The following is a 14,035-nucleotide window of genomic DNA, read 5'->3' as shown; positions in this document are numbered from 1 at the left end:
CAGCCTTCCAACCCGGCGCAAGAGGGTCAATCAGGCGGGATGCGTACGCCCTCCTCCCCCGGGGGCAGGAGCGGATCATCCGCAGGGAGGAGAGGTCAGGCCGGCGGCAACGCGATCCAGGTGGCCCGCGCCTGCCCGAGCAGCGCGCCGTCCGGCCCGTAGAGGCTGGAGTGCACCTCGGCCTTGCGTCCCGCGCCGCCGACCATCGCCCCGGTCACCACGCACTCGTCGCCGGGGCGCGGCAGCGCCGTGACCTGCGCGGCGATCCGGCCCAGGACGTACGGGCGGCCGGGCGCGATCACCGCCCAGCCGCCGGGGCAGTCCAGCGCCGCCCACACGGTCGCCGGCACCACCTCGGCCGGGGCCCGGAACGGCGCGGCCGTCCGCCCGTCCGGCAGCCGGCCCGGGAAGATCCGCAGCCCCGCCGGGTTCGCCGGCCCGCAGACGTAGCAGCCGGGGAAGGGATGGTCCACGAGACCCGGGTACGCCGTGGCGGCCGCCTCCGCCGTCGGCCGGTCCACCGGCGGGACCACGGCGTCGACCGGCTCGACCCGGCGTACCTGGGCGATCACCTGACCGTCCGGGTCGCGGACCTCGCCGTCCGTCGCGGTCAGCGGGGTCTCCAGCGGCGGCGGCCGGCGCAGCGTGACCTCCACCGGGCCCCGGTCGTCCACCGCGGCGGCGAAGATCCCGGCGCTCCAGCCGCCGTTGCCCGAGCCGTCCGGTCCGTGGAAACGGGACTCGATGATCACGTGACACCTCCCGGGGCTCCGGCGGCCGGCCCTCGTCGCCGGTCCGCCCGGGCAGCCTCGCACGCCGGTGCCGACCCGGCGCAGGTGAGGGGCGTGCCGGAGCGCCGACCGGCGTTCACCGGATCGACACCCCTCAGCCCCGGTGCCGGCACCCGGGCACCTTACACAGATACCCATGGCCGTTCTGCACGCCGCTGGCGCACCCCTCACGACCAGCGGATACACCCTGCTGATCGCCGACGACCCGACCCTGGTCGCGGCCGCGCAACGCCTGCGCCACGAGGTGTTCGCCAGCGAACTCGGCGCCACCCTGCACCCGGGGGCCGCCGGGCTCGACACCGACGAGTTCGACGCGCACTGCGACCACCTGGTCGTGCTGCGCGAGGGCACCGACGAGGTGGTCGGCACCTACCGGCTGCTGCCGCCCGGACGCACCGACCGCCGGTACGCCGACGGCGAGTTCGACCTGACCCCGCTGGCCCCGCTCCGCGACGGCCTGGTCGAGGCGGGCCGGTCCTGCGTGCACCCGGACCACCGCTCCGGCGCCGTGATCAACCTGATGTGGGCCGGGATCACCCGCTACCTGCACCTGCGCGGCTCCCGGTGGCTGGGTGGCTGCGCCTCGGTGCCGGTGGCGGACGGCGGGATCGCCGCCGCCGAGGTGTGGTCCCAGGTCACCGCGCGGCACCTGGCCCCGCCGCCGCTGCGCGTGACGCCCCGCCGTCCCTGGTTCGCCGAGCCGGCCGCCGCCGGCCCCGGCCGGTCGCCCGACGGCTCCGGGTCCCGGCCCGGCCGGCCGGAGTTGTCGCCCGACGGCTCCGGGTCGCGGCGCGGCGACCGACGCGCCGAGCTGGAGTTGTCGCCCGCCGAGCGACGCGCGCTCGTCCCGCCGCTGCTCCGCGGCTACCTGCGCCTCGGCGCCTGGGTCTGCGGGGAGCCGGCCTACGACCCGGACTTCGCCTGCGCCGACTTCTATGTGCTGTTCTCCCTGGACCGGATGAACCCGCGCTACCTGCGGCACTTCCTGGGTGGGGCGGCGTGACCGGCGACGGAGGGCTCTGGCGTCCCGCGTCGGGCTGCGGGCCGGGCTGCCTGCCGGCGGCCGTGCCGGACGTGTCGCTGCCGCGCCGGGTGGGGCGCCTGCTCGGCATACTCGGGATGCTGGTGGCCGGGGCCGGCTTGGCCGCGCTGCTGCCGCTGCTGCCGGCCCGCGACCGGCGGGCCGCCCTGCGCGGCTGGGCCCGGGGCACGCTGCGCGCCCTCGGCGTGCGGCTGGCGGTGCGGGGCCGGCTGCCGCGCCCGCCGGCGCTGCTGGTCGCCAACCACGTCTCCTGGCTGGACATCCTCGCGGTGCTCGCGGTCTCGCCGGCCCGGATGCTGGCGAAGCGGGAGGTCCGCGACTGGCCGGTGCTGGGCCCGCTGGCCGCCGCGGCCGGCACGGTCTTCGTCGACCGGTCCCGGCCGCGCGACCTGCCGGCCACCGTCGGCCGGGTGGCCGGCGCGCTGCGTGCCGGCCACTCCGTGGCGGTGTTCCCGGAGGGCACGACCTGGTGCGGCGCGGCCGCCGGCTGCCGGCCCGGCCGGGGCTTCCGCCCGGCGGTGTTCCAGGCCGCGGTGGACGCGGGCGCGCCGGTGGTCCCGCTCCGGCTCGCCTACCGGTACGCGGGCGACGCGAGCACGCTGCCCGCCTTCCTCGGCGAGGAGACGCTCTGGGCGTCGGTCCGCCGGGTGCTGGGCGTGCGGGACCTTGCGTGGCCGTGACGGTGGCCGCCGCGCTGCACCCGGCCGCCGGGGCGGACCGGCGGCTGCTGGCCCGGGCGGCCGAGTCGGCGATCCACCTGACCCCGGTCCGCGCGCCCGCCCGACGCCCGGCGACCGGCGCGCGGGTGGTCCGGCAGGTGGCGCCGGTGGGGGCGGAGCTGGACCTGGCGGCCTGACACATACGCGACACAGTCGCGACAGTCTTGTTCAGTCGCGATGTATCGCGTTATGCTTCCCCCGTCACTCGACGCGCCGCCGACCGGCGCGTCACCGAGGGGAGGACGCCATGACCACCTGGATGGTCGACAGCCCGCAACGGCTCACCCTGGACGAGCCGGTCACCCGGCTGGACGTCCGCCTCGTCAGCGGCCGGCTCAACGTGGTCGCCACCGACGGACCGGCCCGGGTCGACGTCACCCGGATCAGCCGCCAACCGGTCCGCGTCGAGCTGCGCGACGGCCGGCTCACCGTCGGCCACGAGCGGATGCCCCGCTGGCCCGGGGTGCTCTGGTGGCTGGGCCAGCTCGGCCGCCGCTTCCGGGCCGAGGTCTCCATCGCCGTCCCCGCGCACGTGCTGGCCGACCTTCAGCTGGTGGACGGCTCGCTGGTCGCCTCCGGCCTGCGCCGGGACACCCGGGTCAACGTCACCTCCGGGCAGGTCACCCTCATGGGGCTGCGCGGGCACACCTCCGCGAAGGTCACCTCCGGGCCGGTCGAGGCGCTCGGCGTCGGCGGCGACCTCACCCTGGAGACGGTCTCCGGCGAGCTGATCCTCGCCGACAGCGCGCCCGAGCGGGTGCGCGCCCACGCCGTCTCCGGGTCGATCACCTGCGACCTGGACAACCCGCGGGGCAGCGACATCCGGCTCAGCGCCATCTCCGGCAGCATCACGGTCCGGGTCCGCGAGGACAGCGACCTCACCGTCCACCTGCACACCACCTCCGGCCGGATCACCAGCGGCTTCCCCCAGCTCTGCGGCGGCCAGCACGGGTTCGGCGCCGTGAAGGACAGCCACGGGGTGCTCGGTGGGGGCGCCGGTAAGCTCTGGGCGTCCGCGACATCCGGCAGCATCGCGCTGCTCGCCCGTCCCGTCGGGGACGCCGACGACGTGGAGGAGCTGCCGTGACCGCCGTGTTCAGTCACGGGCGGCTCCGGCTCTACCTGCTCAAGCTGCTCGACGACGGCCCGAAGCACGGCTACGAGCTGATCCGCCTGCTGGAGGACCGCTTCCTCGGCCTCTACGCGCCCAGCGCCGGCACCATCTATCCCCGGCTGCAACGGCTGGAGGTGGAGGGGCTGGTCAGCCACACCGCCGCCGGTGGCCGCAAGGTCTACGAGATCACCGAGGCGGGCCGGACCGAGCTGCGGCAGCGCGCCGACGAGTTGGCCACCCTGGAATCCGACATCACCGCCTCCGTCGAGGACCTCTCCGCGCTGGCCGGCGAGATCCGCACCGAGGTACGCGGCTCGGTGCGCGACCTCAAGCGGGAGCTGCGCGAGGCGGCCCGGCAGACCCGGCAGGCCCGCTGGGCACCCCCGCCGCCTACGACCCGCCCGCCGAGCAACGGCGGCCCGGGCCGGACCGCCGAGTCGCCCCTGCTGGCCGAGTTCGACCAGCGGCTGGCCGCGTTCACCGTCGAGGTCGGCGCGCTGGTGCGGGCCGGCCGGCTCACCGACACCCAGCTCCGCACGGCCATCCGCCTGCTCGACGGGGCCCTGGAGGGGCTCCGCCGGCTGCTCCGCTAGGGCGCGACGCCGCGGGTGTCTCGCACGGGGGAGACACCCGCGGCGGCTCACAGGTTGTTTCCAGGATCCACCCAGCCCGGGCGCAGCCGGGGCGCGGATGATGGATGCCATGGTGGCTACCCAGACCGAGGCGCGACTGCTCGTCGTCGAGGACGATCCCAACATCCTCGAACTGCTCTCCGCGAGCCTGCGCTTCGCCGGCTTCGACGTCGCCACCGCGACCAGCGGCAGCGCGGCGATCAACGCCGCCAAGGACCACCGGCCCGACCTGGTCGTGCTCGACGTGATGCTGCCCGACCTGGACGGCTTCGAGGTCATCCGGATGCTCCGCGAAGGCGGCACGCGCACCCCGGTGGTCTTCCTGACCGCCCGGGACGCCACCGACGACAAGATCCGCGGGCTCACCCTGGGCGGCGACGACTACGTCACCAAGCCGTTCAGCCTGGAGGAGTTGACCGCCCGGATCCGGGCCGTGCTGCGGCGCACCGCCACCGGCGAGCACGCTCCCTCCCGGCTCACCTTCGCCGACCTGGAGCTGGACGAGGAGACCCACGAGGTGCACCGCGCCGGGCAGCGGGTGCAGCTCTCGCCCACCGAGTTCAAGCTGCTGCGCTACCTCATGCTCAACGCCAACCGGGTGCTCTCCAAGGCGCAGATCCTCGACCACGTCTGGAACTACGACTTCCGCGGTGACGACAACATCGTCGAGTCCTACATCTCGTACCTGCGGCGCAAGGTCGACAACACCCAGCCCCGGCTGATCCACACCCTGCGCGGGGTCGGTTACGTGCTGCGCAAGCCGGCGGCGTGAACGCCGTCCACGACGCGAAGGGCCGGCTGCGCAGCATCCCGCTGCGGGTGAAGCTGGTCGCCTCGGTCCTCGCGCTGGTCGCCGCGGCGCTGGTGGTGATCAGCTCGCTCACCGCGTTCTTCCTGCACAGCTACCTGGTCGGGCGGGTGGACGACGAGCTGAACTCCTACCTGGCCCGTGTCGAACAGACTTCGCCGAGCGACACCAGCGCCGGCAACAGCCTGCCCAGCGACTACATGGCGGTCATCGCGACCTCCAGCGGGGGCAAGCTCTACTACGACAAGTCGCTGGCCGAGGACGACCTGCCGGGCTCCCTGAAACAGCTCGCCTGGTATCAGCAGCACGCGGACCAGGGAGCCTTCACCACCGACGCGGCCGACAAGCACCTGCGCTGGCGAGTGGTCATCAAGCAGGTCGGAGACGGTCAGTTCATCGCCGTCGGCCAGAACATGATCGACATCGACATGGCCGTGAAGCAGCTCGTCTGGATCGACCTGCTGGTGGGCGGGGCCGTGCTGATCATCCTGGCCTCGGTCGGGGCGGGCATCGTGCGTACCAGTCTCAAGCCCCTCGTGGAGATCGAGCGGACCGCGGCGGCCATCGCCGGCGGTGACCTGACCCAGCGGGTGCCGGACCCCGAGGAGGGCCGGCCCTGCCCGACCTCCGAGCTGGGTCGGCTCTCCCGGGCGCTGAACGCCATGCTCGCCCAGATCGAGGCGGCGTTCACGGCGCGGGCCGCCTCCGAGGCGGCGGCGCGCAGCGCCGAGGTGAGCGCCCGGGACGCCGCCGCCTCCGCGCAGGCGTCCGAGGCGCGGGCCCGCCGCTCCGAGGAGCGGATGCGGCAGTTCATCGCGGACGCCTCGCACGAGCTGCGCACCCCGCTGACCACCATCCGCGGCTTCGCCGAGCTGTACCGGCAGGGCGCGGCCCGGGAGCCGGACCAGACCGCCGGGCTGCTGCGCCGGATCGAGGACGAGGCGTCGCGGATGGGCCTGCTCGTCGAGGACCTGCTGCTGCTGGCCCGGATGGACCGGGAGCGGCCGATCGCGCTGGCGCCGGTCGAGCTGCCGGTGCTCGCCTCGGACGCGGTCCAGGCGGCGCGGGCCGTGGAGCCGGACCGGGGCATCGCCCTGGAGATCGAGCCCGGGGCCGGCCCGCTGGTGGTGCTAGGCGACGACGCCCGGCTGCGCCAGGTGATCGGCAACCTGATGACCAACGCGCTCACGCACACCCCGCCGGACGCCGCGGTGACCCTGCGGCTGCGGGCGGAGCCGGGGAACCTGGCCGTGGTGGAGGTGGCGGACACCGGCCCGGGCCTCACGCCCGAGCAGGCCGAGCGGGTGTTCGAGCGGTTCTACCGGGTGGACGCGGCGCGCACCCGGCGGGCGGGCGGGCCGACCAGCACCGGGCTCGGGCTGGCCATCGTCGCCGCGCTGGTGGCCGCGCACCACGGCACCGTCGAGGTGGCCGAGACGCCGGGCGGCGGGGCCACCTTCCGGGTGAAACTGCCGCTGCTGCCCGAGGCGCCCGAGCCCGGCGAGTGACTTTCAGAAAACATTCAGGGGGGTTCCAGCATGGTCGCAGTGCCGGGGGAGAAGGTGGAGTCATGACCGACCACGAAACCGATCCGCAGCGGTCGCCGGTTCCCGCCGACGCCGAGCCGTCGCACCCGACCGCCGAGCTGCCCCGCGCCGGGAGCGGGCAGTCGGACCCCACCGTCACCCCGGCCGCCGCGCCGGTTCCGGCCGACTCCCCGGCCGCCGGAACCACCGCCCCCGCCGGGCCCACCGAAGCGGCCACGCCCGCCAGCCCGTACGCGCCGCCGGCGGCCACGCCGTACCCGGTCTCCGGGCAGCCGCAGCAGCACCCCTGGTACGGGGCGCAGCAGCAGGGCGGCTGGGCGCACCAGGGCGGCACCGGCTACGCGCCACAGGCCGCCGGGCCGGTCCCGCCGTACCAGCAGCACCAGCCGTACCAGGCCGGGCAGCAGCCGTACCCGCAGCACCAGGCCGGGCAGCCGGCCCCGCCGTGGGGCCCGCAGCAGCCGGCGCGGCCCAGCCGGGCCGGGAAGTTCATCGGCGCCGGGGCGCTCGCGCTGGCGCTGATGCTCGGCTCCGGCGTGGCCGGCGGCGCGCTCGCCCTCGCCCTCGACGGCGACGGGACGGTGACCCGCACCTACTCGGCCGCTCCCGTGCTCAACAGCGCCGACCTGCCGAAGATCGCGGCCGCCGTCCAGGACAGCATCGTCACGATCATGACGGACAGCGGTGAGGGCTCCGGGGTGATCCTCAGCGCCGACGGGTACGTGCTGACCAACAACCACGTGGTCGCCTCCGCCAGCGGGGACACGGTGAAGGTCGTCTTCGCCGACGGCAAGACCGCCCAGGCGAAGATCGTCGGCACCGACCCGAAGACCGACCTGGGCGTGGTCAAGGCCAGCGGGGTGAGCGGCCTGAAGGCGGCCAAGTTCGGCGACAGCGACGCCATGCAGGTCGGCGACCAGGTGCTCGCCCTGGGCAGCCCGCTCGGCCTCCAGGGCTCCGTCACCGCCGGCATCCTGAGCGCCCGTGACCGCACCATCCAGGCCGGCGAGGGCGGCCAGCAGCAGGCCCCGCAGCAGGGCGCCAGCTCGATCTCCGGCCTGCTCCAGACCGACGCCCCGATCAACCCGGGCAACTCCGGCGGCGCGCTGGTCAACACTCGCGGCGAGGTGATCGGCATCAACACCGCCATCGCCACGGCCGGGCAGGGCAGCAACGGCAACATCGGGGTCGGCTTCGCCATCCCGAGCAACAAGGCCAAGGACGTCGCCGAGAAGCTCCAGCGCGGCGAGAAGGTCAGCCACCCGTCCCTCGGGGTCAGTGTGACCGGCGCCGAGGACGGCGGCGCGCTGGTCTCCGACGTGGTCGCGGGCAGCGCCGCCCAGAAGGCCGGGCTCCAGCGCGGCGACGTCATCACCAAGTTCGGCGACAAGGTGATCAACGACTCCAACGACCTGGTCGGCGCCGTGCAGGCCGGCAAGGTCGGTGACCGGGTCGAGGTCCAGTTCAAGCGGAACGGTTCGGCCCAGTCGGCAACCGTGACGCTCGCCGAGACGTCATAACACCAGACCTGCCTCCTCCACGGGCGGCGGGTGACGGAGCCAAGGGGGTTGGTTCCGTCACCCGCCGCCCCTTTTTCCGCCCCTCACCCGGTCGGGGTGAGCCGGGCTCACCCCGACCGGCGGCACCCTCGGGGCATGACGACCACCTTCGCCGTCCGCACCGACCAGGACATCCAGCGGGACGTGCTCGCCGAACTCGACTGGGACGCGCAGACCCGGCCGACCGAGATCGGGGTGACCGTCGCCGACGGCGTGGTCACGCTGACCGGCCAGGTGGACAGCTACGCCCGGCGCTGGGCCGCCGAGCGCTGCGCGCACCGGGTCCGCGGGGTCCGCGCGGTCGCCAGTGACCTGGACGTGGAGCTGCCGGTCACCGACGAGCGCACCGACGCCGACATCGCGATCGCGGCCAGCCGGGCCCTGGAGTGGGACAGCTTCGTCCCCGCGGAGCGCCTGGACCTGACGGTCGCCGACGGCTGGGTGATGCTCCGCGGCGAGGTGGAGTACGGCTTCCAGCGCCGCACCGCCGAACGGGAGCTGCGCCGGCTGCGGGGCGTACGCGGCGTGACCAACCTCGTCGAGGTGCGCCCGCCGACCCCGCCCAGCGACGAGCAGAACCGCCGCGACCTGCAACGCGTGCTGTTCCGGCGGACCGGCACCGAGCGCGTCGAGGTGCGGGTCAGCGGCGACACGGTGGTGCTCGACGGGGTGGTCCGCTCGTGGTGGCAGCGGGAGGAGGCGGAACGGGCGGCCTGGGCCACGCCGGGCGTGCGCGAGGTGCACGCCCGGATCGTGGTGGCCGGCTGAGCCGCCGTTTACCGCGCCGAGCGTCGGGAAACCGCCGCCGGTCACGTACGCCGGGGGACGCATCGGGGAGGACTCGTGGCCGTGAACCAGCCGCCGTCGCATGATGCCCGGGCCGGGCACCTGCGGATCGCCATGGTGGTACCGCCCTGGCTGTCCGTGCCGCCGGCCGGCTACGGCGGCCTGGAGCACCTGGTGGCCGGGCTGGTCGACGCCCTGGTGGACCGCGGGCACGCGGTGACCCTGTTCGGCGCCGGGCGAGAGAACGGCACGACCGGTGACTTCGTCTCCACCTGCGCGGACCTGCAGTTCCACCGGATCGGCGAGTCGCTGCCCGAGCTGGCCCACCTGGCCCAGGTCAACCGGCTGGTCGACCCGGCCGACTTCGACCTGGTGCACGACCACAGCACCATCGGCCCGCTGCTCGCCGGCCGCCGCCGGGTCCCCACGGTGGCCACGGTGCACGGCAACCCGGTGGGCGAGTACGGCACCGTGCTGAGCAACATCGACGAAGGGGTGGGCCTGGTGGCGATCTCGCACGCCCAGCGCCAGGCCAACCCGGACCTGCCCTGGGTGGGCACGGTGCACAACGCGATGGCGTTGCGGGAGGTGCCGCGCAAGCGCGGGCCCGGCCGGGGGCCGGTGCTCTGGCTGGCCCGGTTCAGCCCGGACAAGGGCCCCGACGTGGCGATCCGGGCCTGCCGAGAAGCCGGCCTGCCGCTCACCCTGGCCGGCAAGTGCAACGAGCCGGCCGAGCGGCGCTACTTCGAGCAGGTGGTCGAGCCGTTGCTGGGCGCGGACGTCACCGTGGTGTTCAACGCCGACCGGGAGGCCACCCAGCGGCTGCTGTACGACGCCCGCTGCCTCATCATGCCGATCCAGTGGGCGGAGCCGTTCGGCATGGTGATGGTGGAGGCGATGGCGACCGGCACGCCGGTGGTGGCGCTGCGCCGGGGCGCCGTGCCGGAGCTGGTCCGGGACGGGGTGACCGGGTTCGTCCGCGACCGCGAGGACGAACTGCCGGCCGCGCTGCGCGACGTCTCCGGTCTCGACCCGGCCGACTGCATCATGCACGTGGCGCAGCACTTCTCGGTCGAGCGGATGGCCGCCGGTTACGAGGCGGTCTACCGGAGCTTCCTCGCCGACCGGGCCGCGTTCACCGGGCGGCCCGAGGCCGCGCCGGTCGCTGCCGGCTGACCCCTCAGGTGCGTCCCGCCGCCAGGTCCGCGGCGGCGGCGTCGAGCTGGCGGGCGTACCCGGGGCTGATGCTGCCCTCGCGCCGACGGTCGGCGATCTTGTCGCGGAGCTGGTCCACGGCGCCGGCCAGCGCGCCCTCGCCGGTTGTGGCGGTGGCTTTGCGCAGCAGGTTGCGCAGGTCCACGCCCACGTCGTCGCGGATCTGGCCGGCCGCAAGCCCGGCCTCGATGAGCCCCTCCACCCGGTGTGCCGCCTCGACCACGTCGCCCCCGGCGGGCGGGGTCGGCGCGCGGGTCGCCGCCGGCCGGCGGGTCGGACCGGGCGGCGGCGTGGTGGCCGGCGCGTCCGGGCTCGGCGTCGCGGTGGACGGGGCCACCACGGGCCCGGCGGTGGGCGACGACCGCGACGGCGCCCGCTCGTCCGGCAGCAGGGCGGGCACCAGCAGCGCGGCGCCGGTGACCACCACCACCCCGGCCGCCACGAGGGGCAGCGCCCGGCGGCGGGACGTCGGGGCGGCGACGGGCGCGGGAGCCGCGGGCTCGGCCGGCGGTCGCGGCGGGGCGGGCGGCGCCGGCAGGGTCACGGTCGGGGACAGCATGGTGGCGGCCTGCGGGTCGGCGGGCAGCAGCTGGTCGCGGAGCACGGCCGCCACCTGGCGCGCGGTGGGCCGGCGCCGCGGGTCGCGGGCCAGGCAGCGCAGGCAGATCTCCGCGACCGGCGCGGGCAGCCCGGGTACGCCGTCCAGTGTGGGCGCGGCGTCCTCGGCCAGCGCCGCGCTGAGCTGCTCCCAGGTGTCCGCCGGGTACGGCGGCTGCCCGGTCAGCGTCTCGAAGAGCAGCACACCCAGCGAGTAGACGTCGGTGGCCGGCTGCGCCGGTGCCCCGTCCAGCCGTTCCGGCGCCACGTACGCCGGGGTGCCGAACGTGCCGCCGTCCTCGTCCTCGTCGGGCGCGCCGACCCGGGTGGCGATGCCGAAGTCGAGGACCTTCGCGCCGACCCGGGTCATCATGACGTTCGACGGGGTGATGTCCCGGTGCACGATGCCCAGCCGGTGCGCGGCGGCCACGGCCTCGGCCACCTGCGCGCCCGTCTCCACCGCCGCCGGCCAGGGCAGGGGCCCCTCGGTGAGCCGGTGTTCCAGTTCCTCGCCGCTGAGCAGCTCCATCACCACGAAGGACGTGATGGAGCCGTCCGGCGCGACCGTCTCGCCGTAGTCGTGCACGGCGGTGACGTGCGGGTGGACGAGCTGGGCGGCGGAGCGGGCCTCCTCGCGCACCATGTCCCGGAACCGGGCGTCGGCGGCCAGCGAGGGGGCGAGCACCTTCACGGCCACCACCCGGTCGAGCACCTCGTCGCGGGCCCGCCAGATCACCGACATGCCGCCGGCCCCGATCTGGTCGATGAGCCGGTACCTGCGGGCCAGCAGCCGGCCGGCGTGCAGCGTCGCCTTCACATCGCACCTGCCTGGGCTTGGGAGCGCTATCAGGTTGCGGGAATGTGTCCGGCGTGTCAACGGGTGTCCGTTCTCCGGTCGCGTCCCGCGCCGCGCCGGTCGCGCGCCGTGACGTCCCGGCCGGCCCCGGCCGGCGCGACGGGGCGGACTGTGCGGCCCGTGCCAGGATGAACGGCATGGCAGGCGGTCCGGTGGCGTTCGTGCTCGGCGGCGGGGGAGTGCTCGGCGCCGTCGAGGTGGGCATGCTCCGGGCCCTGTTCCGCGCCCGGATCCGGCCCGACATGGTGCTCGGGACCTCGATCGGCGCGGTCAACGGCGCCCTGGTCGCCGCCGACCCCAGCGAGGCGGTCACCGACCGGCTGGTCCGGCTCTGGGCCTCGCCGGAGGCGAGCGAGGTGTACGGCGACTCCGTCGCCCGGCAGCTGCGCCGCTTCGCCGCGCGTACCCACCTGCACTCGCCCCGGCCGCTGCGCCGGCTGCTGGAGAGCGAACTGGGCGAGGAGACCACCTTCGCCGACCTGAAGGTGCCATTCCGCTGCTGCGCCGCGAACATCGAGCGCGCCGCCGAGCACTGGTTCCACAGCGGACCGGTGGTGCCGGCGGTGCTCGCCTCCGCCTCGGTGCCCGGGCTGCTGCCGCCGACCCAGATCGACGGCCAGCACTACATCGACGGCGGCGTGGTCAACTCGATCCCGGTGGGTGAGGCCGTCGCGGCGGGCGCGAGGAGGATCTTCGTGCTCCAGGTGGGCCGGATCGAGCGCGAGCTGAGCCCGCCCCGCCGGCCCTGGGAGATCGCCCAGGTGGCGTTCGAGATCGCCCGCCGGCACCGGTTCGCCCGGGAGATGGCGGCGCTGCCCGAGGGGGTGGAGGTGCACGTGCTGCCGACCGGCGGCCTGGAGCCGCGCGACGACAGCCCCTGGGCGTACCGGGACATCGCGGCGGTGGGGCGGCGGATCAGCCGGGCGTACACGGCCTCCCGCCGCTACCTGGACACCGCGCTGGAACGCTGATGCCGCTGCCGCCGCGGTGGGTACGCCGGATGCTGCTCGCGCCCGGCGTGGTGCTGCTCGCCGTCGCCGTGGTGACCACCCTGCCGGCCTGGGCGCTGCTGGCCCTGGCCGCGTCGCCGCTGGTGCCGGGGCGCCTGCGCCCGCTGCGGCTGCTCTGGATCGGCACCGTCTACCTGATCTGGGACGCGGCCGCGCTGCTCGCCCTCTTCGTGCTCTGGCTGGCCTCGGGCTTCGGCGCGCGCAAGCGGTCGCCGGCCTTCCAGCGGGCCCACTACGTGCTCGCCGGCCACTTCCTGCGGGTGCTGTTCTGGCAGGCCCGCTGGACCCTGCGGCTGCGCATCGACGTGGTCGGCACCGACCCGGACACCGCCCTGCCCGGCCGGCCCGAGCTGGTGCTCTGCCGGCACGCCGGGCCGGGCGACTCGTTCATCCTGATCCACGCCCTGGTCAACTGGTTCCACCGGGAGCCCCGGATCGTGCTCAAGGAAGCCCTCCAGTGGGACCCGGCGATCGACGTCCTGCTCAACCGCCTGCCCAACCGGTTCATCGCGCCCGGACCGGACGGGCGGGAGTCGGCGATCCGGCAGATCGGCCACCTCGCCACCGGCCTGGACGACGATGACGCGTTCGTGATCTTCCCGGAGGGGGGCAACTTCACCCCGAAGCGCCGGCTGCGGGCCATCGCCCGGCTGCGCACCCTCGGCCTGGAACGGATGGCGCTGCGCGCCGAGCGGATGCGGCACGTGCTCGCGCCGCAGCCGGGCGGGCTGCTCGCCGCCCTCGACGCCGCACCGGACGCCGGGGTGATCTTCGTGGCGCACACCGGGCTGGACCAGATGCGCACCGTCGCCGACGTGTGGCGCGAGCTGCCGATGGACAAGCGGATCGCGATGCGGTTCTGGTCGGTGCCGCCCGAGGAGGTGCCGGTCGGCAAGCAGGAGCGCATCGACTGGCTGTTCGACTGGTGGGCCCGGATCGACCGGTGGATCGCCGCCAACCGGGACGGGGTGGCCGCCGACTGACACCGGTTCGGTGCGTGTGCAGCGGACGGCCAGGAACGCCACGTAGGGTGCGCTGGTGGAGCAGATCTGCGTGGTGACGACGGTGGTGGACGCCCGCTCCGTCGCGGACGTGCTGGCGGCCGCGGCCGTCGCCGGCCGGCTGGCGGCGTGCGCCCAGGTCGGCGGACAGGTCGACAGCACCTACTGGTGGCAGTCGGCGATCCAGACCACCGGCGAGTGGTCGGTTCAGTTCAAGACCGCGCCGGACCGGGTGGACGCGCTGGTCGACCAGCTCCGCGCCAACCACCCGTACGAGGTGCCGGAGATCCTGGTCACCCGGGTGGAGAGCGGCAACCCCGACTACGGGGCCTGGGTGCACGAACACACCCGCCCCTAG

13 protein-coding genes and 1 pseudogene are annotated in these 14,035 nt (G+C 75.1%); 12 read left to right on the top strand and 2 right to left on the bottom strand.

Features of this window, described 5'->3' with window-relative positions; genetic code table 11:
* Positions 1 to 95: 95 nt before the first annotated feature.
* The gene (locus tag ABZS80_RS14250; protein ID WP_355056113.1) at positions 96 to 752 is read right to left on the bottom strand and encodes a hypothetical protein; all 657 of its coding nucleotides are present in this window, start codon (positions 750 to 752) and stop codon (positions 96 to 98) included.
* 175 nt (positions 753 to 927) lie between these two features.
* On the opposite strand from ABZS80_RS14250, the gene ABZS80_RS14245 reads away from it, so the two are divergent.
* The 9 genes and pseudogenes from ABZS80_RS14245 to ABZS80_RS14205 all read left to right on the top strand — a co-directional run bounded on the left by ABZS80_RS14245 (position 928) and on the right by ABZS80_RS14205 (position 10,174).
* Positions 928 to 1,794: a GNAT family N-acyltransferase gene (locus tag ABZS80_RS14245; RefSeq protein ID WP_355056112.1), complete on the top strand. Its 867-nt coding sequence runs from the start codon at positions 928 to 930 to the stop codon at positions 1,792 to 1,794.
* Positions 1,791 to 2,689 (top strand): annotated as a pseudogene (locus tag ABZS80_RS14240) (lysophospholipid acyltransferase family protein). The gene ABZS80_RS14245 and the pseudogene ABZS80_RS14240 overlap by 4 nt, the downstream one beginning before the upstream one ends.
* Before the next feature lie 110 nt (positions 2,690 to 2,799).
* Positions 2,800 to 3,639: a DUF4097 family beta strand repeat-containing protein gene (locus ABZS80_RS14235; RefSeq protein WP_151463623.1), complete on the top strand. Its 840-nt coding sequence runs from the start codon at positions 2,800 to 2,802 to the stop codon at positions 3,637 to 3,639.
* The gene (locus ABZS80_RS14230) at positions 3,636 to 4,259 is read left to right on the top strand and encodes a PadR family transcriptional regulator (RefSeq protein ID WP_355056111.1); all 624 of its coding nucleotides are present in this window, start codon (positions 3,636 to 3,638) and stop codon (positions 4,257 to 4,259) included. The genes ABZS80_RS14235 and ABZS80_RS14230 overlap by 4 nt, the downstream gene beginning before the upstream one ends.
* Before the next feature lie 109 nt (positions 4,260 to 4,368).
* Positions 4,369 to 5,070 (top strand): response regulator transcription factor, encoded by a 702-nt coding sequence (locus ABZS80_RS14225; protein WP_151463625.1) that lies wholly within the window; start codon positions 4,369 to 4,371, stop codon positions 5,068 to 5,070.
* Positions 5,067 to 6,614, top strand: a complete 1,548-nt coding sequence (locus tag ABZS80_RS14220) for an ATP-binding protein (protein ID WP_355056110.1) — start codon at positions 5,067 to 5,069, stop codon at positions 6,612 to 6,614. Before ABZS80_RS14225 ends, ABZS80_RS14220 begins: the two co-directional genes overlap by 4 nt.
* A 62-nt stretch (positions 6,615 to 6,676) precedes the next feature.
* Positions 6,677 to 8,173, top strand: a complete 1,497-nt coding sequence (locus ABZS80_RS14215; protein ID WP_355056109.1) for a trypsin-like peptidase domain-containing protein — start codon at positions 6,677 to 6,679, stop codon at positions 8,171 to 8,173.
* 135 nt (positions 8,174 to 8,308) lie between these two features.
* A complete protein-coding gene (locus tag ABZS80_RS14210; RefSeq protein ID WP_355056108.1) occupies positions 8,309 to 8,980 on the top strand; it encodes a BON domain-containing protein in 672 nt (223 codons plus the stop codon).
* 132 nt (positions 8,981 to 9,112) lie between these two features.
* Positions 9,113 to 10,174, top strand: a complete 1,062-nt coding sequence (locus ABZS80_RS14205; RefSeq protein ID WP_355056299.1) for a glycosyltransferase family 4 protein — start codon at positions 9,113 to 9,115, stop codon at positions 10,172 to 10,174.
* A gap of 4 nt (positions 10,175 to 10,178) precedes the next feature.
* On the opposite strand, the gene ABZS80_RS14200 is transcribed toward ABZS80_RS14205, so the two are convergent.
* Positions 10,179 to 11,627: a serine/threonine-protein kinase gene (locus tag ABZS80_RS14200; RefSeq protein ID WP_355056107.1), complete on the bottom strand. Its 1,449-nt coding sequence runs from the start codon at positions 11,625 to 11,627 to the stop codon at positions 10,179 to 10,181.
* A gap of 176 nt (positions 11,628 to 11,803) precedes the next feature.
* On the opposite strand from ABZS80_RS14200, the gene ABZS80_RS14195 reads away from it, so the two are divergent.
* From ABZS80_RS14195 to cutA, 3 genes are read left to right on the top strand one after another with little or no spacing between them, the layout of a single operon-like run.
* Positions 11,804 to 12,637 carry a patatin-like phospholipase family protein gene (locus ABZS80_RS14195; protein WP_355056106.1) on the top strand — a complete coding sequence of 278 codons (834 nt, stop codon included), beginning with the start codon at positions 11,804 to 11,806 and terminating at the stop codon, positions 12,635 to 12,637.
* A complete protein-coding gene (locus ABZS80_RS14190; protein ID WP_355056105.1) occupies positions 12,637 to 13,659 on the top strand; it encodes a 1-acyl-sn-glycerol-3-phosphate acyltransferase in 1,023 nt (340 codons plus the stop codon). The genes ABZS80_RS14195 and ABZS80_RS14190 overlap by 1 nt, the downstream gene beginning before the upstream one ends.
* 55 nt (positions 13,660 to 13,714) lie before the next feature.
* Complete coding sequence (cutA, locus tag ABZS80_RS14185) at positions 13,715 to 14,035, top strand: divalent-cation tolerance protein CutA (protein ID WP_355056104.1); 321 nt, start codon at positions 13,715 to 13,717, stop codon at positions 14,033 to 14,035.

It is taken from the genome of Micromonospora sp. NPDC005305, assembly GCF_040607315.1.
GTDB lineage: Bacteria > Actinomycetota > Actinomycetes > Mycobacteriales > Micromonosporaceae > Micromonospora.
Note: the sequence above shows the minus strand (reverse complement) of the source record. Positions and strands in the feature narration are given on the sequence as shown.